Raw genomic sequence first — 24,770 nt, forward strand, 5'->3', positions numbered from 1 at the left:
ACTCCTGAATGGCAAGCGCGGCCAACCCGAGGTCGCGGAGCGGCATCAATCGAGCTTCAGCCACGTGGTCTTCAGTTCGCAATACTGGTCGTGCGCATAGATCGATTTATCGCGGCCGCCGAAACCGGACTGCTTGAAGCCGCCGAACGGCGTCGACAGATCGCCCTCACCGAAGCAGTTCACCGTGACCGTGCCCGCGCGAATGCGCGCCGCGATCTTGTGCGCGTGATTCACGTTGTCCGTCCACAGCGAGGCAGCGAGGCCGTAGCAGGTATCGTTGGCGATCCGCACCGCGTCTTCCACGTCGTCGTATTCGATGAAGCAGACCACCGGGCCGAACACTTCCTCGCGCGCGATCGTCATCTCGGGCGTCACGTTGTCGAAGATGGTCGGCTCGACAAACCAGCCGCCCGTTTCGGCGAGCGTCGCCTGGCCGCCGCACACCACGCGCGCGCCTTCCGCTTTCGCTTTCTCGATGTGCGCGAGCACCTTCCGGTAATGCGCCTCTTCGATCAACGAGCCGAGCTTCACGTTGGGGTCGAGCGGATCGCCGGTTTTCCAGCCTTCCAGCACCGCCTGCACCTTCTCCAGCAATTCGGCCTTCCTGCTGGCGGCCACGATGATACGCGACCCGGCGCTGCAGTTCTCGCCCATGTTCCAGAACGCCGCGGCCACCGCATTCTCCGCGACGGGATCGAGATTCGCGACGTCGGGCAGCACGATCTGCGGGTTCTTGCCGCCGCATTCCAGCACCACGCGCTTCAGGTTCGTATCCGCGGAATAGCGCAGGAAACGCTTGCCCGTTTCGGTCGAACCCGTGAACGCGACGAGGTCGACATCCGCGTGACAGCCGATCGCCTGACCGGCGCCTTCGCCAAAACCGGTGACGACACTGAACACGCCCGCGGGCACACCAGCTTCGAGCGCGAGATCGGCGATGCGCAGCGTGGACAGCGACGTTTGCTCGGCCGGCTTGACGATCACGCTATTGCCGACCGACAGCGCCGGGCCGATTTTCCATGCCAGCATCAGCGCCGGAAAATTCCAAGGCAGCACGGCGCCCACCACGCCGATCGGTTCGCGCGTGATCATGCTCACCACGCTCGGGCCCGATGGCGACAGCGCGTCGTAGCGCTTGTCGGTGGCTTCCGCATGCCAGCGGATGCACGCCGCCGATTCGGGAATATCCAGACCCAGGCATTCGCTGATCGGCTTGCCCGCTTCGAGCGCTTCGAGCAGCGCGAGTTCGTCGGTGTGTTCGTCGATCAGCTGCGCGAGCCGCAGCAGCACGGCTTTGCGCTGCGCGGGCGCGGCCTTCGACCACACGCCGCTTTCGAATGCATCACGCGCCGCGGTCACGGCGCGGTCCACGTCTTTCGCGTCGCACTTCGCGATGTCGGCGAGCACCTTGCCGGTCGACGGATTGAGCGTGCGAAACGTTTCATTCGAAGCCGCCGCGGTGCGCTCGCCGGCGATGAAGGCCCGGCCATCCAGCGACAGCGCGTCCGCTTTGCGTTTCCATTCCTGATAGGTCGTCATGGTCGTGTCCTCAAAAATTAAAGCTCGGCTCCTGCCGTGAATTCCTTGACCCAGATCGCCGCGGAGACGGCGATATCGGCGATCGGACGCACAGGCAGCGAACGCGGATGCGGTTGATTCAACAGCTGGCGAACGAGGTCGTTCGACTCGCCGAGCGCATATTCGGCGATCAGCTTGCCGGCGGCGGACCCTCGGCTGAGACCGAGTCCGTTGCAGCCCATCGCTTCGTAAACACCATCGTCCCGGCGCCCGAACAGCGCGCCGTTATTGGCCGACAGGCACAGCGGACCGCCCCACGTGTATTCCAGTTCGACGCCCTTCAGCATCGGGAAGCGCCGGTCGAACGAACGTTGATGCAGGCGCTTCGCGTTCGCCAGGTCGGACTCGGAGACTTCGAGGCTCGGCCGGAACGCGAAGTGATTGCGCACGCAGATGCGATCCGTGCCGAGCCGGCGCACGGTGGAGCCCATCGGGTCCGCCGGAATCAGCGCCCACGAACGCGTACCGCCGAGGCGGCGGATTTCGTCCTGATTCATCACGCGCGTCATCGACGCGAACGTGTAGACCGGCAACAGCCCGTTCGGATGACCGCCGAAGGTCGCGCCGTACGCGTTCGTGCACAGCACCACCTGTTTCGCCAGAATCCGGCCCGCGGCGAACTCCAGCACGTTCACGCCGCCGCGCTGATCGATCTTGCGAACCGCGCTCAGCTCGAACACCTTCACATTCGAAGGCAACGTCGCCGCGAGACCGCGCATCAGCGCGGCGGGCTGCACGGTGCTGCAACCGGGCGTGAAGAGCGCGCCTTCATAAAAGCTCGTGCCCGTCACCTTGCCGATCGCGGCTTCGTCGAGCCATTCGAACGGCTCGTCGATGCGGCTCAGTCCATCTGCGAAATGCGCCAGCGCGGTATGGCCTTTCTTGTTCACCGACGCATGAAACTTGCCGTCGTCGCGCCAGTCGCATTCGATGCCATGCTGACGCACGGCCGAGCGCACGTAATCGATGCCATGACGTTGCAGCCGCACGTCGGCCTTGTCCGCTTCCACGCTGCGCGAATAGCTTTCGCTGCTGATGTCGTGCGGCAGGTCGACGAAGAAGCCGGAATTGCGCCCGGCGGTGGTGCGCCCGATCCGGTCCGCCTCGACCAGCGCGATCGATGCATCGGGCGCGAGTTCCGCCAGACGGCGCGCGGCGCACAGCCCGGTAATGCCGCCGCCGATCACGACCCAGTCATAACTGCGTTCGGACGACACCGTCTGCGCCGGCGGCGCCGGCGGCAAGCTTTCCCACCACCCGTTCACGCCGTCAGGGGCGGGAAACCGCACGAATTCCAGTTTCGAGGTCATACGAGTGCGGGTTTAGTTGGCGTTGCGCAGCAGAGGCTTGACGATTTTCGCGAAGGCGCTGCGTTCGTCGTCCGTGAGTGTGCCGAGCGGCGCGCGTGCATTGCCGACCGGAGTGCCCGCCAGTTCGCAGCCGTAGCGCACGTACTGGATGAATTTGCCGCTGCGCTCCAGCAGTTCGAGCACGGGCAGCAGCTGCGCCATCAGCGCGCGGCCCTTCACGAAATCGTGCTGCTTCACGCACGCGTCGAGCAGCGCGGTATGCGCTTCCGGCAGGAAGTTCGACGCACCCGCCACCCAGCTCTTCACGCCCCACACGAAGAATTCGAGCGCCTGGTCATCCATGCCGCAGCTCAGCAGCAGACGGTCGCGGAAATGCGTGGCCAGATGATGCAGATGCGCGATATCGCCGGTGCTTTCCTTCATCGAGATGAAATTCGGCCGCTCGAGCAGCTTTTCGAGCACGGCGTCGCTGATGTCGGTTCCCGTGCGCGCCGGGAAGTTGTACAGCATGATCGGCATGCCGAGGCTGTCGTCCACCTTCAGCAGGTGCTCGAGCAGTTCGTCCTGCGTCGGCTGCGCGTAATACGGCGCGGCGACCAGCAGCGCGTTGAGCCCCGCTTTTTTCGCTTCCTGACCGAGGCGGATCACGTCTTTCGTCGTGGTCGCGTTGATGCCCGCGGTCAGATAGGTCTTGCCGCCGGCTGCCTCCGCCACCGTATGGAACGTCTTCACGCGCTCTTCGAAACTCAGCGCGTAGTACTCGCCCGTGGTGCCGCCCACGCCGAGCCCGGCCACCCGGCCCGCGAGATTCGCCGCGTGCCGGCCCAGCAATGCATGATCGATCTCGCCATCGGCGTCGAACGGCGTGACGAGCGGTGTGTGTACTCCCTCGAAGCTCATTTCGGTATCTCTCTTCAGTAGTCTTGAACAAGGCCTGATGAACCGCCTCTACTGGCGGTCCTTTCCGGCTTCCAGAAATCTGCGTGCGCTAGACGAGCGCCTCGCCGTGCGAGTAAATCGGGAACTGGCTGCACAGCTCGCGCACGCGGCTGCGAACGGTGCGCTCCACCTGTTCGTCGCCGTTGGGTTCGCGCTCCAGCGCGGACAACACCTCGAGAATCATTTCGCCGACCTGCTCGAACTGCGCCGTGCCGAAGCAGCGCGTCGTGCCGGCGGGCGTGCCGAGCCGGATGCCCGAAGTGACCGTCGGGCTCTCGGTATCGAACGGAATGCCGTTCTTGTTGCAGGTGATGCCCGCACGCTCCAGCGCCTTTTCGGCGTGGGTGCCCTTGAGGCCCTTCGCGCGCAGGTCGACGAGCAGCAGATGGTTGTCGGTGCCGCCCGTGACGAGGCTCAGGCCGCCCGTCTGCAGCACGTCGCCGAGCGCCTGCGCGTTGCGCAGCACCTGGTCGATATAAGTCGTGAATTCCGGGCGCAGCGCTTCGCCGAACGCGACTGCCTTGCCGGCGATCACGTGCATCAGCGGGCCGCCCTGCAGGCCAGGGAACACCGCGGAATTGATCTTCTTCGCGATGTCGCCGTTATTGGTGAGGATGAAGCCGCCGCGCGGACCGCGCAGCGTCTTGTGCGTGGTCGACGTCACCACGTCCGCGAACGGAACCGGGTTCGCGTGCTTGCCGGCCGCGACGATGCCGGCGATATGCGCCATGTCGACCATCAGCATCGCGCCGACGCTGTCCGCGATCTCGCGGAACGCGGCGAAATCGAGCGCGCGCGGATACGCGGAATAGCCCGCGATGATCAGCTTCGGCTGGTGCTCTTTCGCGAGCCGGCGAACCTGGTCGTAGTCGATGCGATACGTCTGCGGGCTCACGCCGTACTGCACGGCGTTGAACCACTTGCCGGACAGCGCGGGACGGGCTCCGTGGGTGAGGTGGCCGCCGGCGTCGAGCGACATGCCCATCACCGTGTCGCCCGGCTTCACGAGCGCGAGCATCACCGCGCCGTTCGCCTGCGCGCCGGAATGCGGCTGCACGTTCGCGTATTCGGCGTCGAACAGCGCCTTCACGCGATCGATGGCAAGCGCCTCGATCCGGTCGACGTGCTCGCAGCCGCCGTAATAGCGCTTGCCGGGATAGCCTTCGGCATACTTGTTGGTCAGGACCGTGCCCTGCGCTTCCATGACTGCGGCCGAGACGATGTTCTCGGACGCGATCAGTTCGATCTGGCTTTGCTGGCGTCGCAACTCCAGTGTGATCTCCGATGCGATGACGGGGTCATGGCTCTGGAGGGTTTCAGAAAAAAACCGCGAGTTCTCGTTCACTGGTCACTCCGGAAGTAACAACATTGATGCAGGTCTTGCAAGACTGCGAAAATCGTCGGCGGCACGCGATGATCCGCGGCCGCCCTCGTACATACAACGCGTGTGCTACGGTCCTGCGAATTACTGCTCGAGCCAGGCTTTCACCTTCTCCGGATGCGCGTCGACGAACTTCTTCGCCGCGGCCGCATAGTCGTTGGTCGAGTTGCCGTCGAATTCGACTGCTTCGACGTCGGAGAGCGTCAGCTTGAAGTGCTTGAAGAACTGGTCCGCGCGGGGGAACTTGCCGGCGAACTGCTTCGACGCGAACGCGTGCACCTGCTCTTCACCGCCGAGCGTGCCCTTCGGATCCTTCAGGTAGCGCATCTTCCATTTCTGCCAGAGCCAGTGCGGGCTCCACACCGTGGCGACCACCCACTGGTTCGACTGGTACGCGCGCGAGATGGACGCGAGCATGCCGGCTTCGCTGGACGACTGCAGGTTGTAGCCGTTGAGGCCATACGCCTGGATGGTCTTTTCCGATGCCTGCATCAGGCCGCTGCCAGGACCGATGCCCTGGATGGTGCCGTTCAGCTTGCTCTTCACGTCCGGCTTGTTCAGATCCTCGATCGACGACAGCTGCGACTCCGGCACATAAGCAGGCACCGCCCAGCCGTTCTTGCCGCCGGTGTAGATGACGTTGACGTCATCCATCTGGTCCTTGTACTTCGCGTAGTACACCGCGTGCGTGACCGGCAGCCAGCCGCCGACCATGATGTCGAGATCGCCGCGCGCCACGCCCTGGTACTGGATGCCGATGTCGGCATAGGTGAACTTCACCGGCTGGTTCAGCTTCGTCTCGAGCACGTACTTCGCGATATTCGCCGTGGCAAGCACGTCGGCCCAGTCCGTCACGGCCATGTTCACCGGTTCCGCGGCGACCGCGGGACCTGCGGCGACGCCCAGTGCGACGAGTGTGGATAGACCGACCTTTGCCAGGAGCGACTTCAAAATTCCGGGTTTCATGTAGTACTCCTTCTTTATAGATGAACTATTCAACGATATGACGGATGCTGCTGTGTAGCGTATGGTCTCCCTACACTTCGGTACTTCAGGCGCCCGGGTTACGTTGAGTCCGGGCGCCGAACCATCAGGTACTGGCCGCGTTGCCGGGCGCGCCCTTCGTCGTTCGTGCGGCAAGCTTCACCTTCTTCTTCGACTTCGTGCCGAAGGTTTCCGTCAGCCGGTCCAGCACGATTGCGAGCAGCACGACGCCAAGGCCGCCTTCGAAACCGATGCCGATGTCGAGACGCTGGATGCCGCTCAGCACGTATTCGCCCAGGCCACCCGCGCCGATCATCGAAGCGATCACCACCATCGAAAGCGCCATCATGATGGTCTGGTTCACGCCCGCCATGATCGAGGGCATCGCGTTCGGCAGCTGGATTTTCCACAGCAGCTGCGAGTCGGTGCTGCCGAACGAGCGCCCGGCTTCCAGCAGTTCTTCACGCACCTGGCGGATGCCGAGCGTCGTGAGCCGGACCACGGGCGGCATCGCGAAGACCACCGTCGCGATCACGGCGGGCACCCGGCCGAGGCCGAACAGAATCACGGCGGGAATCAGGTAGACGAACGCCGGCATCGTCTGCATGAAGTCGAGCAGCGAGCGCAGGACCAGGCCCACGCGGCTGTTGCGGGCGCCCCAGATGCCGAGCGGTACGCCGACCACGAGACTGAAGAAGGTCGCCGCCACCACGAGCGCGAGCGTCGCGGTGGTTTGCGGCCACAGGCCCATGTAGTTGATCGCGAGCAGCGCGATGCCGACGAATGCGGCGAACACGACACCACGGCGCCACAGCGCGAGCGCGATGAACACGACCAGCATCACGGGGAACGGAACCGCGCCCAGTCCGGTTTCGAGCAGCTTGACGACCGCGCCCAGCGCGGCCGAAAACGCATCGAAGCCGCCGCGAAAATGATTGAAGAGAAAATTGACGGCGTTCTCAGCGAACTGACCGATCAGCGACGACGACGAGTTCATGCTGCCCTCCGTTCCATGACCTGTTTCAGGATCGCGCGGCAGGACACCACACCCGCGAGCTTGCCGGACGCATCGGTGACCGGAACGTCGTGCTCCTGATCGAGCGCGATGGTCGCGAGTTCATGCAGGTCCGCGTCCAGCGACACTGCCCTCACGTCGCGCAGCAGCGCTTCGCGCACCGACCGCGCGGCGGCCTTGTGCAGCGATGCGGGCGTAACGCAGCCCTGGTACTGGCCAGCTTCGTCGCACACATAGCCGCATTCCGCGCCGCTGTCGATCAGCTGGTTGAGGTAGCGTTCCGCGGGCGCGCCGACGTCGCACGAAATCAGCTCGCGGCCGACGTTGGTCAACAGGCTCGACGCCTTCAGGAAACGCGATACGTCGACGTGGCGGAAGAAGTCGCGCACGTAGTCGTCCGCCGGCGACTGGATCAGTTCGGCCGGCGTGCCGACCTGGATCAGGCAGCCGTCTTTCATGATGCCGATGCGGCCGCCGATCTTCACCGCCTCTTCGATGTCGTGCGAAATGAACACGATGGTGCGCTGCTCTTCTTTCTGCAGACGCAGCAGCTCCGTTTGCATCTCGAAGCGGATCAGCGGGTCCAGCGCGGAGAACGCTTCGTCCATCAGCAGCACGGACGGGTTCACCGCGAGCGCGCGCGCCAGACCGACCCGCTGCTGCATGCCACCGGACAGCTCGCCAGGCAGCAGCTTTTCGTATGAACCAAGGCCGACACGCGTGAGCGCGGTCCGCGCGATCTCATAGCGCTCCGCTTTCTTGATGCCGGCCACTTCGAGACCGTACGAGATGTTGTCGAGCACCGTGCGGTTCGGCAGCAGCGCGAACGACTGGAACACCATCGCCATCTTTTTGCGGCGCACGTCGCGCAGTTCTTCCGTGGACATCGGCGCGATGTCGCGGCCTTCCAGAATCACCTGGCCGGAGGTCGGCTCGATCAGCCGGTTGAGCAGCCGCACGAGCGTCGACTTGCCGGAACCGGAGAGGCCCATGATGACGAAAATCTCGCCGGCCCTAACGTTGAGGCTGACGTCGTTGACCGCCACCATGTTGCCGGTGCGCTCGAAAATCTCGTTGCGGCCAAGGCCCTGGCGCACCATTTCGGCAGCACGCTCCGGCTTCGGTCCGAAGATTTTCGACAGGTTCCGGACCGTCAGGATGTCGGTGCCGGCAACGGCGACCGATCGGTCTGCCGACGCGACGTCCTGGGCGTCACCGATGGCGCCTTGCGGCACGACGTCATCGGGCATGAATGTCAGATTCGGGGTCATTCTGTCATCCCAACTGGCGAGTTCAAGAAGTCGAAGCCTGCGAGCCGAGGTGCCGGTTCGCGCTGCATCCAGCCCGGGTTCCCGCCAGCCGAGGCCCGGCGCTGATTGCATGGCTTGCAGCGTAGCAAGCCAATTAACCCCCTCCAGCTACATTTTCTGAGCCTTTTCCCATACCTCCGGTAATGCATCGAAGCTGTGCAGCGTTGGCTGAAAAGCCGCACAAGCAACGGGAATTCGCCGGGAGCCAGCACCGGCGCGGCTCCGGCGTTAGCACCCACCCCGCCAAACCCGCCAAGGCACGCCTGGCGGGCAGTTCGAGGAAGCACCGCGTCATAGGGAATGCCCTGGGCAGGGTCTTTAAAGCCCGCCATTCGCATAATCCAAAGTAATGTCTGACCGAAAATAAAGCGCGTTGACGCTCTTTTTCGTCACTCCAATACTGGATTGCGATGGCGGGACCCCACGAAGCCCGCACCCCCTTGAACGTTGGAGAGAGACCATGTCCGAAGTGCAGCTCAAAACCCATGGCGAATTGATCCGCAGCCGCCAGCCAGGTCATGGCATGCCCGGCGAACTGTTCGGCCGCCAGGACGTGTTCGACACGGACGTCGAGGTCTTTTTTCACAAGCACTGGATTCTGGTCGGCGTGACGTCGGATGTTCCCGAGCCGGGCGATGTGTCGACGGTGGATATCGGCAAGGCTTCGATCGTCATCGTGCGCGACGACGACGAGAACGTCCGCACCTATCGCAACGTGTGCCGGCATCGCGGCGCGCGACTGAAGGAAGCCGGCAAGTCGACCGTCGGCATGCTGGTATGCCCGTACCACCAGTGGACCTACGACCTGGACGGCAGCCTGCGCCACGCCACGCACATGGGCAAAGACTTCGACACCAGTTGCCGCAGCCTGATTCCGGTACATACGAAGATCATCGGCACGCACATCTTCGTGTGCCTCGACAACAACGCGCCGCAGGACATCGCGAAGCTCGAAGAGACGATGATCGCGCGCTTCGCGCCGTACGATCTGCAAAACACGAAGATCGCGTTCGAGCAGGAGATCATCGAGCACGGCAACTGGAAGCTTGTCATCGAGAACAACCGCGAGTGCTATCACTGCGCGGCGACGCACCCGGAACTGACGGCATCGTTCCTGCCGGAAGACTTCGGCTTTTGCCCGGACAACCTCAGCGAAGAATCCCTGCTCGCGCTGGAAGACTACAAGTCGCGCAACGCGGCCTGCCAGGCGAGCTGGGAGCAAGACGGATTCGTTAGCAGCGCAGTCGAATGGCTCGACAAAGACGCGGTGACGCAGTTCAGAACGCAGCAGCTCGTGATTGCGGGCAATGGCGAATCGCAGACCATCAGCACCAGGGTGGCCAGCACGAAACTGTTCGGCAACCTGCAGCGGCGCGATCTCGGCGACGTGCACCTGTGGACGCACAACTCATGGACGCACGTGATGAGCGACCATGCCGTGGTGTCGTACATCATTCCGCTCGCACCGGACAAGACGCTGGTGCGATCGAAATGGCTCGTGCATGCCGACGCGGTGGAAGGCGTGGACTACGACGTGAAAGACCTGACCGAGGTCTGGGTCGCGACGAACACGCAGGACAAGCACCTCGTCGAAATCACGCACGAAGGCACGCAGGACCCGGCGTATTCGCCGGGCCTGTTCTCGCCGTTCACCGAGACCTACGTGGACCAGTTTTCGCGCTGGTACGCGGCCCGCCTGAACGCGCACGGCGTGTGAGATCACGCATGCAGCACCAGCTTCTGGATGCGCCAGTTGAGCAGTTCGGCCACGTAAAGCGTGTTCTCCGAAGGACACGCCATCTGATGGATCCAGCCGAACTGCTTCAGCTGCTTGCCTGATTCTCCGAGCACCCCCAGCACCTCGCCTTCGAGCGACAGCTTGTAGATGCGGCCCGGGTACGCATCCGAGCTGTAGAGCACCTGGTTCGGGCCCGGGGAAATGCAGATCGCCCATGGCGAACCCGGCGCGAACGTACCCTGCGCGAGTTCGGCTTCGTCCGGCACGTTGCCGATCGCCGGCCGCGCACCTGCGGGAACCGGCACGTCGATCGTGAACTGCCTGAGGAACGTGCCGTCGGTATCGAACACCTGAATGCGGCGATTGCTACGGTCTGCTACGTAGATGCGGTCGTTCGCGTCCACCGCGATGCTGTGCGGCGTATGGAACTGGCCCGGCCCCGTGCCGCGATCGCCCCACGACTTCAGCCAGTTGCCGTCCCTGTCGACCTTCGCGACGCGCGAGTTGATATAGCCGTCGCTGATGTAGGTGTTGCCCGCCTTGTCCCATGCAACGTCGGTGACCTGGCGAAAGCGCCCCGGCTCGGCGGGCAGCGGCGGATTCGGATGCTTGAGCGGTCCTGTGGCTTCGTCCGCGGCTTCCTGCTTGCGGCCGAATACCATGTCGACGCGTCCATCCGGCGTGAACTTGATGACCATGTCCGAACCCTTGTCGGTCACCCAGATGTTGTCCTGCCGGTCCACCTTCACCGTGTGCGCGAACGACCACGCATACAGGTTGTGCCCGATCTCGCGAATGAAGCGGCCGTTCGGCGCGAACTCCAGCAGCTGTGCGGCGGCCGCGCCGTACGCCGGCCCCTTGCTGTTGCCGCGCGACAGCACGAAGATGTGACCTTTCGAATTGAAGGAGACGCCGGAGCACTCGCCGAAGTACATGTCGCGCGGCAACTGCACCGGCTGCGGAATCGAATCGTAAGCGATGGTCGGCACCGCCGACTGCGCGCGCGCAAGCCCCGGAAACAACGCTAGCGCCGCAATGCCGCCGCTGGTCGCGGCCAGAAACTGCCGCCGGCTCAGCGCGCGTTGCCGCGCATCGCCACAGCATGGACAGAATACGGAATGCTGATTGCTCACGTCTCCCCCTCCATATCACTGACGTACCGTTGAAAGAAGTCAGGCCGCGTGTCATGCAGACGGCGACTGGAGGGGGATGCTACCCCGCTTGCGACGTCAGCGCCTTCGACGCGGGCAACGGTGCCGACGGGTGGCGCACGAGCTCGCGAAACTGCTCGAGCGGCATCGGGCGCCCCGTCAGGAAGCCCTGCACGATGTCGCAGCCGGCATCGATCAGCCATTCGAGCTGCGCCGGATGCTCGACACCTTCCGCAACCACTTCGAGATCGAAGCTGTGCGCCATCGAAAGAATCGCCGTGACGATCGCGCGGCCCTCATCGGGCAGGCGCTCGACGAACGAGCGGTCGATCTTCAGCGTGTTGACCGGGAACGCGTGCAGATACGACAGCGACGAATAGCCGGTGCCGAAGTCGTCGAGCGACAGGCTCACGCCGATTGCGCGCAGCCGCTGCATCGTGTCGATCGCCATGGACATGTTCGCGATCAGGAAGCTCTCGGTCAGTTCGAGTTCGAGCATCGCCGGCGCGAGCCCGCTCAAGCGAAGCGCGGCCGCAACGTCCGGCAGGAACGACGGATGCCTTAGCTGACGCGCCGACACGTTCACCGCCACCCGGTAACGGTCCGCGCCGGCCGCCGCATTCCACGTCGCCGCGGCCACGCATGCATGCTGCAATACCCAGCGCCCGAGCGCCACGATCAGGTCGCTGTGCTCCGCGATCGGGATGAATTCGGCCGGCGAGACGACGCCTTCCAGCGGGTGCGTCCATCGCGCGAGCGCTTCCGCGCCGACCAGCGCGCCGCCGGTGCAGCTGAACTGCGGCTGATAGAAGAGTTGCAGCGCGTCATTGTCGAGCGCCTTGCGCAGTTCCGCTTCGAGGTACGCACGCCGCCGCGCGGCATCCGTCATCTCGGGCGAAAAGCGCACCACCATGTTCTTGCCGCGGCTCTTGGCCTGATATAGCGCGATGTCCGCGCTGCTGACGAGGCTCGCCGCGTCATCGCCCGCTTCCGGATACAGACAGTAGCCGACGCTCGCCGTGACGTTCATGTCGCGGCCCGCAAGCGTCACCGGCCGCCCAAGCGCGCGTGCCACGCTGCCCGCAACCGCGCCGACCTCCGCTTCGTTCGTGCCGACATCGAGCGTGATCGCGAACTCGTCGCCGCCCATGCGGCTCACCGCGCCTTGCCCGTTCGATGCTTCTTTCAGCATCGTCGCGACGTGCTGCAGCAGTTCGTCCCCGGCGCCATGCCCGAGCGAATCGTTGATGGTCTTGAAGTCGTCGAGATCGACGAGGATCACGCCCATCTGCTGCCGCGTCAGTCGCGCCACGCGCAGGCGCTGATGCAGCGAATCGTAGAACGAGCGGCGGTTCGGCAGGTTCGTCAGCGGATCCGTCGATGCGAGGTATTCGAGTTCGCGCTCGGCGCGCGCCACGCGCCGGCGCATGCGGTTCATCAGTCCGGTCGAAATCCAGATCGCGCACAGACTCGCGAGACCGAGGAAGCACGCGTAGCGAGCCAGCTGCGCGCGAACCTGTTCGCTCGTCGCGACGAGCACCGCGAATCCGAGCAGGCGGCCGTTCTGGCGGATCGGCACTTCGACCGTGACGTCGCCCAGCGACAGCGCGCGGTTGCCCGCGGCGGATTCGAGCGTGCCTTCTTCGGCTTCCGCGCGGCTGATGCCTGCGCGCGCGTAGCGCGAGAAGAGCCGCCCATCGGTCAGATAGACGCTCAGGCTCTCCACGTAGGGCACGTTCGCGAGCGAGCGCATCAGGTCCGCGGCCGCGTGCTCGTCGGAAAACATGATGGACGCCGTCACGTTCTCCGCGATCACCGATGCCTGCAGCGACGCATCGTCCGTCAGCGCGCTGCGCAACGACACCGCCTGATAAACGAGCAGCACGATGCCGATCACGAAAAGCGCCATCGCCACGCTGAAGAAGTTCGCGCGGACGGTCAGTCTGACGGCGCTTTCGGTGCGCCTGTTTTCGGTCGTCACATGACCCTCCGTGCAAGGCTCAGCAGTTTCGAGCTGAGCGACAGGTGTCGCCTCGACGCCTCAGTGTTGTCGATGTCGAAGCGCAGGTGATCGTCCTGCTCGATCAGCCGGATCACGACCGGGCCGGGCATCATCGTGGCGTCTTCGGACACGATCAGCACCGGTCGGTCGGACGCGAACATCTCGCGCACGCCGGACGTCACGTCGTCCGGGCCGCTCAGCACGAGCACATTGCAATCGCCCTGCTGCCCCTTGTCACTCAGCGGCTGGAAGCGCCACGCGAGCGAACCGATCGCGCGGCCGTTCAGCGCCGCGAGTCCGTTGCGCAACGGGCTGTGCGCGCTCGCGCACACCGTCAGTTCGCTGCGGGCCGCGTCCGCCGGCCAGCGCGTGAACTGCGTGAAGTTGAAGATGTAGGCGGTTTCGAGCGCGAACAGATCGGTCTGCGCGTACGCGTGCCAAGTCGCCATCGCAAACGCGACGCATACGCAGACGGCAAGCCAGTTCCGGATCGGCTTCATCGCTCAGAACCCGTACACCACTTTCAGCAGGAACGTGCGGCTCTGCTGAACGATGGTGTCCTGAATGAATCCCGGCCCCGCGGGGTCGCTGTAGTGCCGGTCGGTTACGTTGTAGATCGAGAACGAGACGTCGGCGTGATCGAGCAGCTTGCGGCTGCCGATCGTCACGTTACCGATGCAGTACCCGCCCGCCTCGCCAAATTCGGACAGCCGCGACGACAGGCACTGCATCTCGCCGCCGAACCAGCCGCGCTCATGGAACAGCGGGATCACCGCGTTGAGCTTGCCCATGTGCCGCGGCGAATCCTGCAGCGCGGCGCCCGATCCGCTGTCGCGCGACATCTGGTACGAGTAGCTCGCGCGCACCCGCACGCCGCCCGCGAAGCTCTGCTCGTACGCGAGCTCCGCGCCTTTGGCTTCCGCGCGGTCGACGTTCTCGAACACGAAGAGGCCTGTCGCCGGATCCGTCGTTTCGGTGATCAGGTCGCGCAGCGTATAGCGGAACAGCGACAACGTCGCGCGTCCGCTCGCGCCGATCGCGCGCTCGTACACGAGTTCCTCGGTGGCGATGTGCTCGGCGCCGAGCGACGGGTTCGCCTCCTGGCCGCCGTCGCCCGGCACCGCGTAGTACATCTCGTACGCGTTCGGCGCGCGGTAGGCGGTGCCGTAGATCGCCTTGAAGGTGTCGCGCGACGTGGGCCGGTAGATCAGCGCCACGCGCGGATTGACGTTGCCGCCCATGTTCGACTCGGCGTCGTAGCGCACGCCGAGATCGAGAGACAGGCTGTCGAGCAGCGTGATCTGGTCTTCCGCGTACACGCCGGCCATGTCGCTGCTGCGATGGTCGTCGAGCAGCAGCTGATACGGCGCGACGTTGTAGTTGAACTGGTCGCGATTGGCGTCGCGCGTGAAATCGACACCCGCGACGATGCGATTGCGCGCGAACGTCGTGATGGTGGCGTGCACGTCGCCGCCGTACCACATCGCGTGATCGCCATCCATATTCTCGGTACCGGGCGGCGGCCCGTCGAGCTCGGGGCTGCGGTAATCGTAGCGGCCCCAGTACAGCTCGTAGTCGAGCGCGACGTCTTCGCGCAGCGCCTGGTGCCACGTGGCATCGACGAACGAATGCGTGTCCGTCACGCTGAACGGCGCATCGAACACCGCGCCATACGGCGCATCGGGTACGCCCTTGGTGCGATTGCCGTAGCCGACGCTCAGCCGGAAACCCTCATACGCGAATTTGGCGAACAGGTTCTGCGCGCGTTCGTAATCGAGGTTCTGCGCGATGCCGTTGTTCTGGTCGGGCGTGTCGAACTCCGGGTAGTACAGGTCCTGCCCGTTCTTCTCGTACGCGCTCGCGGAGAGCACCACGTCGGCGCCGTTCGCGCCGTGCCAGCCATACGTCGCGCGGCCGCGCTTCTCGCCGAAGCTGCCGCCGGCCGCCGCCACCTGCGCGCCGCCGATATCCTTGCCGCTCTTCGTGATCACGTTGATCACGCCGAACAGCGCGTTCGATCCGTACACCGCGGAACCCGGACCCGCCACATATTCGATGCGCTCGACGAGATCCATGTCGAGCGGAAAATCCGCGCCGATCGGGGCCTGATCGTAGACCGCGTCGTTCACGCGCATGCCGTCGATCAGCAGCAGAAAGCGGCTGTTGTAGTCGCCCGGACGCTGGAAGCCGCGCGCGCCGAGATAGGTGTACGTGCGGTCGGATGCCGTGTAGAGACCCGGAATGGTCGCGAGCGCGTCGGCAAGCGTCCGCCATCCGTACTCGCGAATGTCGGCGGCGGTCAGCACGACGACCGTCGCGGGCGCGCTGCTGATCGGCTGCGCGACGCGCGTCGCGCTGCTGACGGTCATCGTCATCAGCGATTCGAGCGGCATCGACGCGAGGTCCGGCGCGGCCGCGGCGGAATCCTGCGGATTCGGCGCGGCAGACTCGGCGCGCGCGTCCAGCGAATGGCATGCCGCGGCTACGACAACGCAGCCTGCAATGAGAGGACCCGCTGGCAGTCTGCGCGGGAAAGGCCTCGGCTTCGGCATGTGGAACGAAAAGCAGTCGGAAATTGGGCGAACATCGCATTCCGTATATCGGCACGCGCGCTGCACCCTTGAGATTCATCACAACGTGATCTGCATGCGCCATCGGCAAGCGCTATCCCTCCCCAATTGCGGGACTGAAGTGCGATCGAGGGAATGACGAGCGATGCGACGCCGCTCCGCCGCAAACAGGCGGATCAACCGGTGCTGCTGGTTTTGACGTAGGCGTCGAGCACCGCGTGAACGTGCTCCAGAATTTCGAGCGCCGTCTGGGCGTCGCGGCTAGCCGCGCAGCCTTGCACGATTTGCCGCGCCTGCCGCACTGCGACAAGCGTGGATTTCATCGCGTAGCCGATCGTTAGGAGATCCTGCTGGGATGCCGCCGAAGCGTCGGCGGCGGATGAGGGGCGCGTGGTCTTGGACATTTTTGGGGCGCGAAAGGGCAAGCTTCGCGCAGCATCGCGGCCCGATGCTTAAGGGATGCTTAACGAATGCTTACGAAACGCAGCCAGTGTCCATGTCGTTGCATCGCTGTGCTTTCGTCGCGGCCGGCGCGGCGCGCTCGAGGCAGCGTCGGCCAATGGCGCTACGCCGTCAACTTCCGCATTTCCGCGTAAAGATCCGCCTTACCTTCGAAGCCGATGCCTGGCAGGTCGGGCATCGTGATGTAGCCGTTGTCGACCTTCACGCCATCGGGGAAGCCGCCATACGGCTGGAACAGGTCCGGGTACGATTCGTTGCCGCCAAGGCCGAGGCCCGCCGCGATGTTCAGCGACATCTGGTGGCCGCCGTGCGGAATGCAGCGGGCAGGCGACCAGCCGTGCTGGCGCAGCATCTCGAGCGTGCGCAGATATTCGACGAGGCCATAGCTCAACGCGCAGTCGAACTGCAGCCAGTCGCGATCGGCACGCATACCGCCGTAACGGATCAGGTTGCGCGCGTCCTGCATCGAGAACAGGTCCTCGCCGGTCGCCATCGGGTTCGGATAGTAGTTGCGCAGCGTGGCCTGCAGTTCGAAGTCGAGCGGATCGCCCGGCTCTTCGTACCAGAACAGGTCGTACTGCGAGAGCGCCTTCGCGTAGCGGATCGCGGTGTCGAGATCGAAGCGGCCGTTCGCATCCACGGCCAGCTTCTGGCCGTCGCCGAGCACGCTCAGGATCGAATCGATGCGGCGCAGGTCTTCGTCGAGCGACGCGCCGCCAATCTTCTTCTTCACGACCGTATAGCCGCGATCCAGATAGCTGCGCATCTCGTCCTTCAGCTTGCCGTGGTCCTGCCCCGGGTAGTAGTAGCCGCCCGCCGCATAGACGAACACGCGGCGGTTCGGCTGCCCGTCGCCGTAGCGATCGGCGAGCAGCTGGAACAGCGGCTTGCCCTCGATCTTCGCGACCGCGTCCCACACGGCCATGTCGATCGTGCCGATCGCGACCGAACGCTCGCCGTGACCGCCCGGCTTCTCGTTGCAGAACATCGCCGCCCAGATCCGCTGCGGATCGAGGTTGTTGCCAGTGTCGTCGACGAGCGTGGCCGGGTCCGTTTCGAGCACGCGCGGAATGAAGCGCTCGCGCATCAGCGTGCCTTGTCCGTAGCGGCCGTTCGAGTTGAACCCGTAGCCGACCACCGGCTTGCCGTCGCGGATCACGTCCGTCACGACGGCAACGAGGCTCAACGTCATCTTGCTGAAGTCGATGTACGCGTTACGGATGGGGGAACTGATCGGGACGGTCTGCTCCCGGATCTCGACGATTCTCATGGACGCTCCAGATAAGCGCGCCGCGGGTGCCGCGGCGCCTGAAGCCCGTAGATTATTCGCCGGGAGGACCGTTATGATTCACTCAAAATCACTTCTTTCTTAACCATCAGTGAATACCGATCTCGCTTCGCACCTGCGGTTCTTCGTGCTGCTCGCCCGCTACGGCAATCTTGCGTCCGCTGCGCGCGAGCTGAACCTGACCCCGCCCGCCGCGACCAAACGGCTCGCGCAGCTGGAAGCGCGGCTCGGCGTGCGGCTCGTCAACCGCACCACGCGTCATGTGAGCCTGACCGCCGAAGGCGAAACCTACCTGCACCACGCAAGCCGCATCCTCGATGAGATCCGCGAGATGGAAGACGCGGTTTCGTCGAGCCACGCAGTGCCGAAGGGGTTGTTGAGGGTGAACGCGACGCTCGGCTTCGGCCGGACCACGATCGCGCCGATCGTCTCCGATTTCGTGAAGCGCTATCCGCAGGTCGAAGTGCAGCTCGATCTCACCGACCGGCCGGTCGATCTCGTGGAAAGCGGCATCGATCTCGCGATCCGTTTCGGCACGCTGCCCGACCAGCGGCTCAACGCGCGCCGCGTGATGCCGAACCGTCGCTTCATGTGCGCGTCGCCGCGCTACCTCGAGCAGCATGGCGTGCCCGAACGGCTTGACGACGTCGCGCGGCACACCTGCATCGTGCACCGCCAGAACGACGACGCCTACGGCATCTGGCGCTTCGAACACGCGGGCCGCACGGAAACCGTGAAGGTGCACGGCAAGCTCTCCAGCAACGATGGCGACATCGTGCTCGGCTGGGCGCTGGATGGCCACGGCATTCTCGTGCGCTCAGAGTGGGATCTGGCGAAGTACGTGGAAAGCGGGCGCCTGCGCGTCGTGCTGCCCGACTACACGCAGCCGTCCGCCGATCTGTTCGTCTATTACTCGAACCGCCGCAACCAGTCGGCGCGGGCGCGGGCGTTCATCGATTACCTGATGGAACGATTCACGGGTGAGGGCTGAGCACGTCGACACCGCGCGCGGGGCGTTCGTCCGCGGAACGCGCGACGTGCGTTCCCGTATCCGCGACGCTGGCGAACGTCACGTCGACCGCCAGGCCGCGGCTCGCGATGCCCGAGCCTAGCTGCAACGCGGCGCCGAAATACGCGGCGATCCGCGCGACGATCGACAGGCCAAGGCCGCTGCCGCGCGCGGTCACGTTGGTGCCGCGAAAGAAGCGGTCGGTGATGCGCTCGCGTTCGGCGGGCGATACGCCCGGACCGTCGTCGGCGACGGTCAGCACCAGCGTGCGCGCATCGTGCCGGATCCGCACTTCGACGCGGCCGCCCGGCTGGCAGTATTTGATCGAGTTGTCGAGCAGGTTGTCGATCAGGATGCGCAGCAACGTGGCGTCCGCATGCACGAGGCTGCGCGTCGTGCCTTCGAGCGAAGGCGTCATGTGCTTCGTCGCGAAGTCCGCGTGCCGCGCGGCAATCGCCTCGCATGCGATCTCGTACACGTCGACATCCGACGCCTTGATCTTCTCCGTTTCGTCGAGCCGCGCGAGCAGCAGCAACTGCTCGGCGAGACGCGTGCTGCGATCCACGCCCTGCACCACGCGCTCCATCGCGAGACGCAATTGCGCGGGGTCTTCCGCGAGCAGCGCGACCTGCGCCTGCACCTTGATCGCCGCGAGCGGCGTCTTGAGTTCGTGCGCGGCATCCGACGTGAACGCCCGTTCGCGCGCGAACGAGCCACGCAGACGCGACATCAGGTCGTTGATCGCGACGACCAGCGGCCTCACTTCCAGCGGGCCCGGGTCGATCTCGATCGGGTCGAGGCGCGTCGCATCCCGCACGCGCACCGCGCGCGACAACGCGGCCAGCGGCGCTAGGCTACGGCCGATGCTGACCCAGATCAGGATCGCGAGGAACGGCAGCGCGACCAGCATCGGCCGCGCAATCCGTCCAGCCACGCCCGACACAAGATCGCTATGCGTGAGCGTGGGTTCGAGCAGAGTGGTGGTGCGCCCGGTCACGGCATCGTGCGTCGCATAGCGGTGCCAGCCTGCGCCATCCACTTCGAAGGACGTGAAGCCCTCAGCGTTGGCCGTGTTCCGCGCATGAGCCGCGATGGCATCGAAGCCGGCGCTGCGCGCGATCACGCTGCCGTTCGCCGCACGCACTTCCACGAGCGCGGTGCGGGGCAGCTTGTCGCCATCCAGTTCGTCTTCCGGCTGCGGATCGCGCGAATATTCGTTGCGCACGTCGATGCCGGTTGCCGTGACACGCGCCAGGTCGCCGTCGTTCAGCGGCGCGAGCAGCGCGGCAATCTGCACGAGCCGCGCGTTGTCCCACTCGCGCACTTCATGGATGGTCTGCCGGTAGCTCCACACGAGCGCGATGCTCCAGACCATCGTCACGCTCAGCAGCACGAGACCCAGCAGGCGCGCGCGGATCGACGATTCCATCATGGCTTGTCCACCACGTACCCGAAACCGCGCACGGTGCGGATCACGTCGTTGCCGAGCTTCTTGCGCAGGTTCGACACATGCACTTCGATCGCGTTGCTTTCCACCTCGGAATGCCAGCTGTACAGGCTGTCTTCCAGACGCGCGCGCGATTGCGGCTGCCCCTGGTGCGTGAGCAGATGGATCAGCACGCCCCACTCCCGCGCGGTAAGCGAAACCGGACTGCCATCCAGCGTGACCTTCTGCGCGAGCGGGTCGACGCGCAGATTGCGGTAGACGATCTCCTCCGTGCTGCGCCCTTGTGAGCGGCGCACCAACGCACGGCAACGCGCGACGAGTTCGGTGAGATCGAACGGTTTGCCGAGGTAGTCGTCGGCGCCGGCTTCGAGGCCGATCACCTTGTCCGCGACCGTGCCCTTTGCTGTCAGCACGAGCACCGGCACGTCGTTGCCCGAATCGCGCAACTGCTTGAGCACGTCCGTGCCCGACATCCGTGGTAGTCCTAAGTCGAGCAGCACGAGCGCGTACTCCATCGTGCGCAGCGCGAGCAGCGCTTCGACGCCGTCGTGCGCCCAGTCGACCGCGAAGCCGGCATGACGCAGGCCCGCGTCGACACCGCTGCCAATCAGATCGTCGTCTTCGACGAGAAGAATCCGCATTCCCCGCTCCGGAAATCAGTGCCATTCATGCGGGTATAGAGTCTACGCGCGGCGCCGGGTTCGCCCAACATTCCGCCGTTAAGGTTTCCTTCAGGCTCGGCGGCTACGCTGACCGGACAACGGCTGCATTCGTCTGGCGAAAGGGTTTTCGCCTGGCTTGCAGCCGCTTCATGTGGCCCGCGGCAACCGGCGGGCCATTGCGTCAGCCAACCTGTGGAACGAAGCCTTTTCTATGTCTCGAACCCCGCCGCCCAGCATGCCCACCCGCTACGATGGTGTCGCCCGTACCCTGCACTGGGCGATCGTGATGCTCATTGTCGCCCAGTTCCTGCTGGGATGGACGATGCCCGACATTCATCGCAATACCACGCCGGACGGGTTGATCGCATGGCACCTGACGGTCGGGGCGACGATCGTGGTCGCGATGGCGCTGCGCGTGTTGTGGCGCGTCACGCATCGGCCACCGCCGCCGCCCGACGATCTGCCTGTGCCGCTCAGCGTACTGTCGCGCGCGACGCATCTGCTGCTCTACGCGGCGCTCGTCGCGGTTCCGGTGCTGGGGTGGATCAATGCGTCGTCGCGTGGCTGGAAGGTCGCGCTGCCGGGCGGCGTGGGCCTGCCCGCCCTCTCTGCAAGCGGCTCTTCGTTCGGTCATTCGATGGGCGACGTGCACAGCCTGCTGGCGTGGGTGCTGCTCGTGCTGATCGGCCTGCACGTTGCGGCGGCGCTGTTCCATCGCTTCGTGCTGCGGGATCGCACGATGCAACGGATGCTGCCGTGGCCCGCGGCCGCGGACGATGCGCGCGTCGGTCGCCGTGCGAACGATGCCGGGCGCGGCTGAGCGCAGGTCAGCGATGACACACGGCGAAATTCAACGCAACGGCCCCGCGCACCGTCACGCGGACGATCGGCTCGTCGGGCAGCAGTAAGCGCCGCCTGCACGCACGCCGTCCCGCGCAATTTTGAATTTCAGCAACCGGGACACCACACCGGCATCGGCCGCGGTCAAATAGACCTGTACCCTTTCACAGGAGCAGGTCATGACCCATCGCCATGTTGCATTAGGGCTGCTCGCGGCCATCGCTTTTCCGGCAGCCGCGAGCTTTGCCGCTACCCCCGCCTACGAGTATTCGACCACCGTGCAGCTCGCCAGCGGCAAGACGCTGAACTGCGGCGTCAACGAGCCGCTGCAGGGCGCAAGCGCGTCGGCGGCGCCGCTTACGCGACGCGAGCAAACCGAAGCCGACGTGCTGGCCACCCAGCGCCTGCGTCTGCTGGGCGGACCGTCCTCGCCGTATCCCTCTCCACTGACGGCGCCTGATGTGACCTGCGCCGCCGTCGACTGACAGAGTGCTTCGCGAGGTTAAGCCTGCGACGCGTCCACGACGATTCAACGCAATGTGACGCGACGCGACGCAGGCCGTCAGGCAACGATCAGAAGCGCGTACGGATACCGCTCGTCAGCTCGACCTGATTGGTCGCGCCGAACGTCGTACCGACCGTGTAGCCGCCGTGCAGACGCATGTAGTCGCCGGCCAGGTAGACTTCCGTACGCTTCGACAGGTGGTAGAAGACCGAACCGTACAGCGTTTCCTTGAAGCCGTTGTGCACGCCCTGGGTCGGATCGAATGCACCGATGTTCGCGTTCGGGATATCGCCGTCGCTGTTGTACGCGGCATTCTTCACGCGCATCTGCTGGTAGCCGAGCTCGTAATCGAATGCACCCTTCGGCGCCACCTTGAGCGAGACCGTCCATGCGTTGTCGCGGCGCTTGCCGAGCGAACCCTGGTCGCCGACGTAACCGAAGTAGCCGGCATTGAGTCGCACGATGCTGAACGTGTAGTTGCCGCCCACCGAGTACGACTGGTTCATGAAGCCGGCGCGGTCCGCGTGGTTATAGAACGCCGACACGTTGAACGGGCCGCCGTTGTAGCCGAGCGCTGCCTGGTAGTTCGAATTGTTCGAGAAGCTCGTGGTGTTGCCGAACGCGTAGCCCGCGCTGGCAAAGATGCCGTTGTCGAACAGCTTCTTCCACGCGAGGCCGTTGTTGTAACGGGTGCCCGTCGCGCTGGCCGCGTAGAAAATCATCTGCTTGAAGTTGTTCGCGTTGGTCCAGCCGCCTTCTTCGGTGGACAGCGCCGCGCTGCCGTACGGGTCGCCGTAGATCGCCGATGCATCGCGCGCGATCGTGTTCTGGAAGCCCGCGGTCAGCTTGCCGAACGTATCGTTCTGCACACCGACCCATGCGTCGCGGTCGAAAATCTGACCCTGGTCTTCCATCTCGCCGTCGCTCATCCGGTATTCGCTTTCCAGCCGGAAGATCACTTTCGTGCCGCCGCCGATATCTTCAGCGCCCTTCACGCCCCAGCGGCTGCCGCTGAACCACGGCTCGCCGCCAATGCCCATGCCGACCACGTGATTGCCGTTGGCATCGGCGTGCGACTGATAGGTGGGTACGCTGAGATCGATGAGGCCATACAACTGCACGCTGGACTGTGCGTGGGCGCCATTCGCGGCGAATGCGCCGGCCGCGATTGCATAGGCGAGGTACTTGTTCTTCAAAGTCGTCTCCTCAGAGCGTTGTGTTTGAACTTCCGATCTGTCCGCTGTCGGAGCCCCTGCATCTCACTGCCTGGTGCCGTCGCGACAATCAACGGATGAGACGAATGCTAGTGACCTCAATCCTTCACGCTCCTTTCCCCCATCGTTCGTAAAACTAAGGAGATGTACCGATATGAATTGCGAAACTTGAAATTGGCTTACGGCGCCTCGCGCGTGCGCAGGATGTAGCCGAGCCCGCGCAGCGTCATGATCTGCGCGGTGGAATGAATGAGGTGCTTACGCAACCGGTGGATGTAGATGTCGATCGCATCGGCGCTCGGTTCGTCGTCGAGGCCGAACACGCTGTCCATCAGCGCGGTCTTCGACACGGTCTTGCCTTGCCGCAGCATCAGCGTTTCGAGGATGGCATGCTCGCGCCGCCGCAGGCTCAGCGGCGTGTCGTTGTGGCGGAATTCGCGGGTGTCGGACAGGTATTGCAGGTCGCCGCACATCACCCAGCCCGACTTGTCGCCAAGCTGCCGGCGAATCAGCGCCTTGATGCGCGCCACCAGCTCGCGGCCGTCGAACGGCTTTACCACGTAGTCGTCGGCGCCCGCGCTGAAGCAGTCCACCTTGTCGTCGATCGAACCATGCGCGGTCAGCATCAGCACCGGCACGTTGTCGCGCCGGCGGCGCAGGCGCGCCAGCACGTCTTTGCCGCTCATGCGCGGCAGGCGCATGTCGAGCAGCACCACGTCGTAGCGTTGCGTGGTCAGTACAGAATCCGCGGCTTCGCCGTCGGGCACGCTGTCCACCGCGAAATTTTCGCCGCGCAGCAGGTTCACGATCCAGTGCGCGAGCTCCGTGTTGTCTTCCACCAGCAGCAATTTCATCGCACCTCCTCTGCCTCCCACGCGGGCAGACGCACCGTCACCGCCAGCCCCACACGTCCCGCGCCTGACGCCACCTCGACCTTGCCCTGATGCGAGTGCGCGATCTGCTGCACGATCGCGAGCCCGAGCCCCGAGCCTTCCACATCGCGCGCCGCGCGGTAGAAACGCTCGAACACATGCGCGCGCGCTTCGGCCGGAATACCGGGGCCGTTGTCGACCACCTGCAGCACCACGTCGTCACCTTCGCGGCGGCAGATCGCGGTGACGCGCCCTGCCTCCTGCGTATAGCGGATCGCGTTGTCGACGAGATTCGTCACGAGCGCTTCGAGCAGACTCGCGTTGCCCATCACGTGCACGCCCTCGTCCAGTTCCGCGCCCAGATCGATGCGACGATGCTGCGCAGCGCCAATCATCGCTTCGAGCACCGACGACACCACCCCGGACAGATCGACCCGCGCCACCCGGCATCGCGACGACATCGACTCCGCCTGCGCAAGCAGCAGCAACTGGT

22 protein-coding genes are annotated in these 24,770 nt (G+C 64.8%); 4 read left to right on the forward strand and 18 right to left on the reverse strand.

Translation table 11 applies throughout. The features are described from left to right. Nucleotides 1-45: 45 nt before the first annotated feature. The 7 genes from DVS29_RS28875 to DVS29_RS28905 form a co-directional block, all read right to left on the reverse strand. Nucleotides 46-1,539: an aldehyde dehydrogenase gene (locus DVS29_RS28875; RefSeq protein ID WP_118183949.1), complete on the reverse strand. Its 1,494-nt coding sequence runs from the start codon at nucleotides 1,537-1,539 to the stop codon at nucleotides 46-48. Nucleotides 1,540-1,556: 17 nt separating this feature from the next. Next, complete coding sequence (locus DVS29_RS28880) at nucleotides 1,557-2,888, reverse strand: NAD(P)/FAD-dependent oxidoreductase (RefSeq protein ID WP_118183950.1); 1,332 nt, start codon at nucleotides 2,886-2,888, stop codon at nucleotides 1,557-1,559. 12 nt (nucleotides 2,889-2,900) lie between these two features. Beyond that, on the reverse strand, nucleotides 2,901-3,788 hold the full coding sequence (locus DVS29_RS28885) for a dihydrodipicolinate synthase family protein (RefSeq protein ID WP_118183951.1): 888 nt from the start codon (nucleotides 3,786-3,788) through the stop codon (nucleotides 2,901-2,903). 88 nt (nucleotides 3,789-3,876) lie between these two features. Then, the gene (gene glyA, locus DVS29_RS28890; RefSeq protein ID WP_118183952.1) at nucleotides 3,877-5,172 is read right to left on the reverse strand and encodes a serine hydroxymethyltransferase; all 1,296 of its coding nucleotides are present in this window, start codon (nucleotides 5,170-5,172) and stop codon (nucleotides 3,877-3,879) included. 120 nt (nucleotides 5,173-5,292) lie between these two features. Next, nucleotides 5,293-6,174 (reverse strand): glycine betaine ABC transporter substrate-binding protein, encoded by an 882-nt coding sequence (locus tag DVS29_RS28895; protein WP_118183953.1) that lies wholly within the window; start codon nucleotides 6,172-6,174, stop codon nucleotides 5,293-5,295. 124 nt (nucleotides 6,175-6,298) lie between these two features. Beyond that, the gene (locus DVS29_RS28900) at nucleotides 6,299-7,189 is read right to left on the reverse strand and encodes an ABC transporter permease (RefSeq protein WP_118183954.1); all 891 of its coding nucleotides are present in this window, start codon (nucleotides 7,187-7,189) and stop codon (nucleotides 6,299-6,301) included. Beyond that, nucleotides 7,186-8,478: a quaternary amine ABC transporter ATP-binding protein gene (locus tag DVS29_RS28905; protein WP_118183955.1), complete on the reverse strand. Its 1,293-nt coding sequence runs from the start codon at nucleotides 8,476-8,478 to the stop codon at nucleotides 7,186-7,188. The genes DVS29_RS28900 and DVS29_RS28905 overlap by 4 nt, the downstream gene beginning before the upstream one ends. Before the next feature lie 499 nt (nucleotides 8,479-8,977). Between DVS29_RS28905 and DVS29_RS28910 the strand changes: the two genes are divergently transcribed. Then, entirely contained in the window at nucleotides 8,978-10,234 is a 1,257-nt protein-coding gene (locus DVS29_RS28910; RefSeq protein WP_118183956.1) for an aromatic ring-hydroxylating oxygenase subunit alpha, read from the forward strand. Nucleotides 10,235-10,236: 2 nt separating this feature from the next. On the opposite strand, the gene DVS29_RS28915 is transcribed toward DVS29_RS28910, so the two are convergent. From DVS29_RS28915 to DVS29_RS28940, 6 genes are all read right to left on the reverse strand, one after another. After that, complete coding sequence (locus tag DVS29_RS28915) at nucleotides 10,237-11,388, reverse strand: peptidyl-alpha-hydroxyglycine alpha-amidating lyase family protein (RefSeq protein ID WP_118183957.1); 1,152 nt, start codon at nucleotides 11,386-11,388, stop codon at nucleotides 10,237-10,239. A gap of 79 nt (nucleotides 11,389-11,467) precedes the next feature. Then, complete coding sequence (locus DVS29_RS28920; RefSeq protein ID WP_240655830.1) at nucleotides 11,468-13,387, reverse strand: putative bifunctional diguanylate cyclase/phosphodiesterase; 1,920 nt, start codon at nucleotides 13,385-13,387, stop codon at nucleotides 11,468-11,470. After that, nucleotides 13,384-13,908: a YfiR family protein gene (locus DVS29_RS28925; RefSeq protein WP_118183958.1), complete on the reverse strand. Its 525-nt coding sequence runs from the start codon at nucleotides 13,906-13,908 to the stop codon at nucleotides 13,384-13,386. Before DVS29_RS28925 ends, DVS29_RS28920 begins: the two co-directional genes overlap by 4 nt. Nucleotides 13,909-13,911: 3 nt before the next feature. Next, nucleotides 13,912-15,801, reverse strand: a complete 1,890-nt coding sequence (locus DVS29_RS28930) for a TonB-dependent receptor plug domain-containing protein (protein ID WP_118183978.1) — start codon at nucleotides 15,799-15,801, stop codon at nucleotides 13,912-13,914. A gap of 353 nt (nucleotides 15,802-16,154) precedes the next feature. After that, entirely contained in the window at nucleotides 16,155-16,382 is a 228-nt protein-coding gene (locus DVS29_RS28935; RefSeq protein WP_118183959.1) for a hypothetical protein, read from the reverse strand. A gap of 161 nt (nucleotides 16,383-16,543) precedes the next feature. After that, nucleotides 16,544-17,710, reverse strand: a complete 1,167-nt coding sequence (locus DVS29_RS28940) for a mandelate racemase/muconate lactonizing enzyme family protein (RefSeq protein ID WP_118183960.1) — start codon at nucleotides 17,708-17,710, stop codon at nucleotides 16,544-16,546. A gap of 109 nt (nucleotides 17,711-17,819) precedes the next feature. On the opposite strand from DVS29_RS28940, the gene DVS29_RS28945 reads away from it, so the two are divergent. Next, nucleotides 17,820-18,719 carry a LysR family transcriptional regulator gene (locus tag DVS29_RS28945; RefSeq protein WP_118183961.1) on the forward strand — a complete coding sequence of 300 codons (900 nt, stop codon included), beginning with the start codon at nucleotides 17,820-17,822 and terminating at the stop codon, nucleotides 18,717-18,719. Here DVS29_RS28945 and DVS29_RS28950 read toward each other — a convergent pair. Both DVS29_RS28950 and DVS29_RS28955 read right to left on the reverse strand, forming a co-directional pair. Then, a complete protein-coding gene (locus DVS29_RS28950) occupies nucleotides 18,703-20,169 on the reverse strand; it encodes an ATP-binding protein (RefSeq protein ID WP_118183962.1) in 1,467 nt (488 codons plus the stop codon). The genes DVS29_RS28945 and DVS29_RS28950 overlap by 17 nt on opposite strands. Beyond that, nucleotides 20,166-20,825 carry a response regulator gene (locus DVS29_RS28955; RefSeq protein WP_118183963.1) on the reverse strand — a complete coding sequence of 220 codons (660 nt, stop codon included), beginning with the start codon at nucleotides 20,823-20,825 and terminating at the stop codon, nucleotides 20,166-20,168. The genes DVS29_RS28950 and DVS29_RS28955 overlap by 4 nt, the downstream gene beginning before the upstream one ends. 256 nt (nucleotides 20,826-21,081) lie before the next feature. Between DVS29_RS28955 and DVS29_RS28960 the strand changes: the two genes are divergently transcribed. Together DVS29_RS28960 and DVS29_RS28965 are read left to right on the forward strand one after the other, a co-directional pair. Next, nucleotides 21,082-21,666: a cytochrome b gene (locus DVS29_RS28960; RefSeq protein ID WP_118183964.1), complete on the forward strand. Its 585-nt coding sequence runs from the start codon at nucleotides 21,082-21,084 to the stop codon at nucleotides 21,664-21,666. Nucleotides 21,667-21,865: 199 nt separating this feature from the next. Then, on the forward strand, nucleotides 21,866-22,171 hold the full coding sequence (locus DVS29_RS28965; protein WP_118183965.1) for a hypothetical protein: 306 nt from the start codon (nucleotides 21,866-21,868) through the stop codon (nucleotides 22,169-22,171). A gap of 88 nt (nucleotides 22,172-22,259) precedes the next feature. On the opposite strand, the gene DVS29_RS28970 is transcribed toward DVS29_RS28965, so the two are convergent. From DVS29_RS28970 to DVS29_RS28980, 3 genes are all read right to left on the reverse strand, one after another. Next, complete coding sequence (locus tag DVS29_RS28970) at nucleotides 22,260-23,387, reverse strand: porin (protein ID WP_118183966.1); 1,128 nt, start codon at nucleotides 23,385-23,387, stop codon at nucleotides 22,260-22,262. Between the two features lie 197 nt (nucleotides 23,388-23,584). Next, nucleotides 23,585-24,259 (reverse strand): response regulator, encoded by a 675-nt coding sequence (locus DVS29_RS28975; RefSeq protein WP_118183967.1) that lies wholly within the window; start codon nucleotides 24,257-24,259, stop codon nucleotides 23,585-23,587. Beyond that, nucleotides 24,256-24,770: sensor histidine kinase (locus DVS29_RS28980; protein WP_164708011.1), on the reverse strand; the 515-nt coding region annotated here is incomplete at its 5' end. The genes DVS29_RS28975 and DVS29_RS28980, both read right to left, overlap by 4 nt.

Origin of the sequence: Paraburkholderia phosphatilytica, assembly GCF_003443895.1 — a bacterium.
GTDB lineage: Bacteria > Pseudomonadota > Gammaproteobacteria > Burkholderiales > Burkholderiaceae > Paraburkholderia > Paraburkholderia phosphatilytica.

Excerpts from the sequence above, each read along its gene's own strand:
- DVS29_RS28875 (WP_118183949.1), bottom strand. The coding sequence starts at position 1,539 with ATGACGACCTATCAGGAATGGAAACGCAAAGCGGACGCGCTGTCGCTG.
- DVS29_RS28930 (WP_118183978.1), bottom strand. The coding sequence starts at position 15,801 with ATGCCGCTCGAATCGCTGATGACGATGACCGTCAGCAGCGCGACGCGC.
- DVS29_RS28900 (WP_118183954.1), bottom strand. The coding sequence starts at position 7,189 with ATGAACTCGTCGTCGTCGCTGATCGGTCAGTTCGCTGAGAACGCCGTC.
- DVS29_RS28975 (WP_118183967.1), bottom strand. The coding sequence starts at position 24,259 with ATGAAATTGCTGCTGGTGGAAGACAACACGGAGCTCGCGCACTGGATC.
- DVS29_RS28880 (WP_118183950.1), bottom strand. The coding sequence starts at position 2,888 with ATGACCTCGAAACTGGAATTCGTGCGGTTTCCCGCCCCTGACGGCGTG.
- DVS29_RS28960 (WP_118183964.1), top strand. The coding sequence starts at position 21,082 with ATGCCCACCCGCTACGATGGTGTCGCCCGTACCCTGCACTGGGCGATC.
- DVS29_RS28895 (WP_118183953.1), bottom strand. The coding sequence starts at position 6,174 with ATGAAACCCGGAATTTTGAAGTCGCTCCTGGCAAAGGTCGGTCTATCC.
- DVS29_RS28950 (WP_118183962.1), bottom strand. The coding sequence starts at position 20,169 with ATGATGGAATCGTCGATCCGCGCGCGCCTGCTGGGTCTCGTGCTGCTG.
- DVS29_RS28905 (WP_118183955.1), bottom strand. The coding sequence starts at position 8,478 with ATGACCCCGAATCTGACATTCATGCCCGATGACGTCGTGCCGCAAGGC.
- DVS29_RS28910 (WP_118183956.1), top strand. The coding sequence starts at position 8,978 with ATGTCCGAAGTGCAGCTCAAAACCCATGGCGAATTGATCCGCAGCCGC.
- DVS29_RS28940 (WP_118183960.1), bottom strand. The coding sequence starts at position 17,710 with ATGAGAATCGTCGAGATCCGGGAGCAGACCGTCCCGATCAGTTCCCCC.
- DVS29_RS28885 (WP_118183951.1), bottom strand. The coding sequence starts at position 3,788 with ATGAGCTTCGAGGGAGTACACACACCGCTCGTCACGCCGTTCGACGCC.
- DVS29_RS28965 (WP_118183965.1), top strand. The coding sequence starts at position 21,866 with ATGACCCATCGCCATGTTGCATTAGGGCTGCTCGCGGCCATCGCTTTT.
- DVS29_RS28925 (WP_118183958.1), bottom strand. The coding sequence starts at position 13,908 with ATGAAGCCGATCCGGAACTGGCTTGCCGTCTGCGTATGCGTCGCGTTT.
- DVS29_RS28935 (WP_118183959.1), bottom strand. The coding sequence starts at position 16,382 with ATGTCCAAGACCACGCGCCCCTCATCCGCCGCCGACGCTTCGGCGGCA.
- DVS29_RS28955 (WP_118183963.1), bottom strand. The coding sequence starts at position 20,825 with ATGCGGATTCTTCTCGTCGAAGACGACGATCTGATTGGCAGCGGTGTC.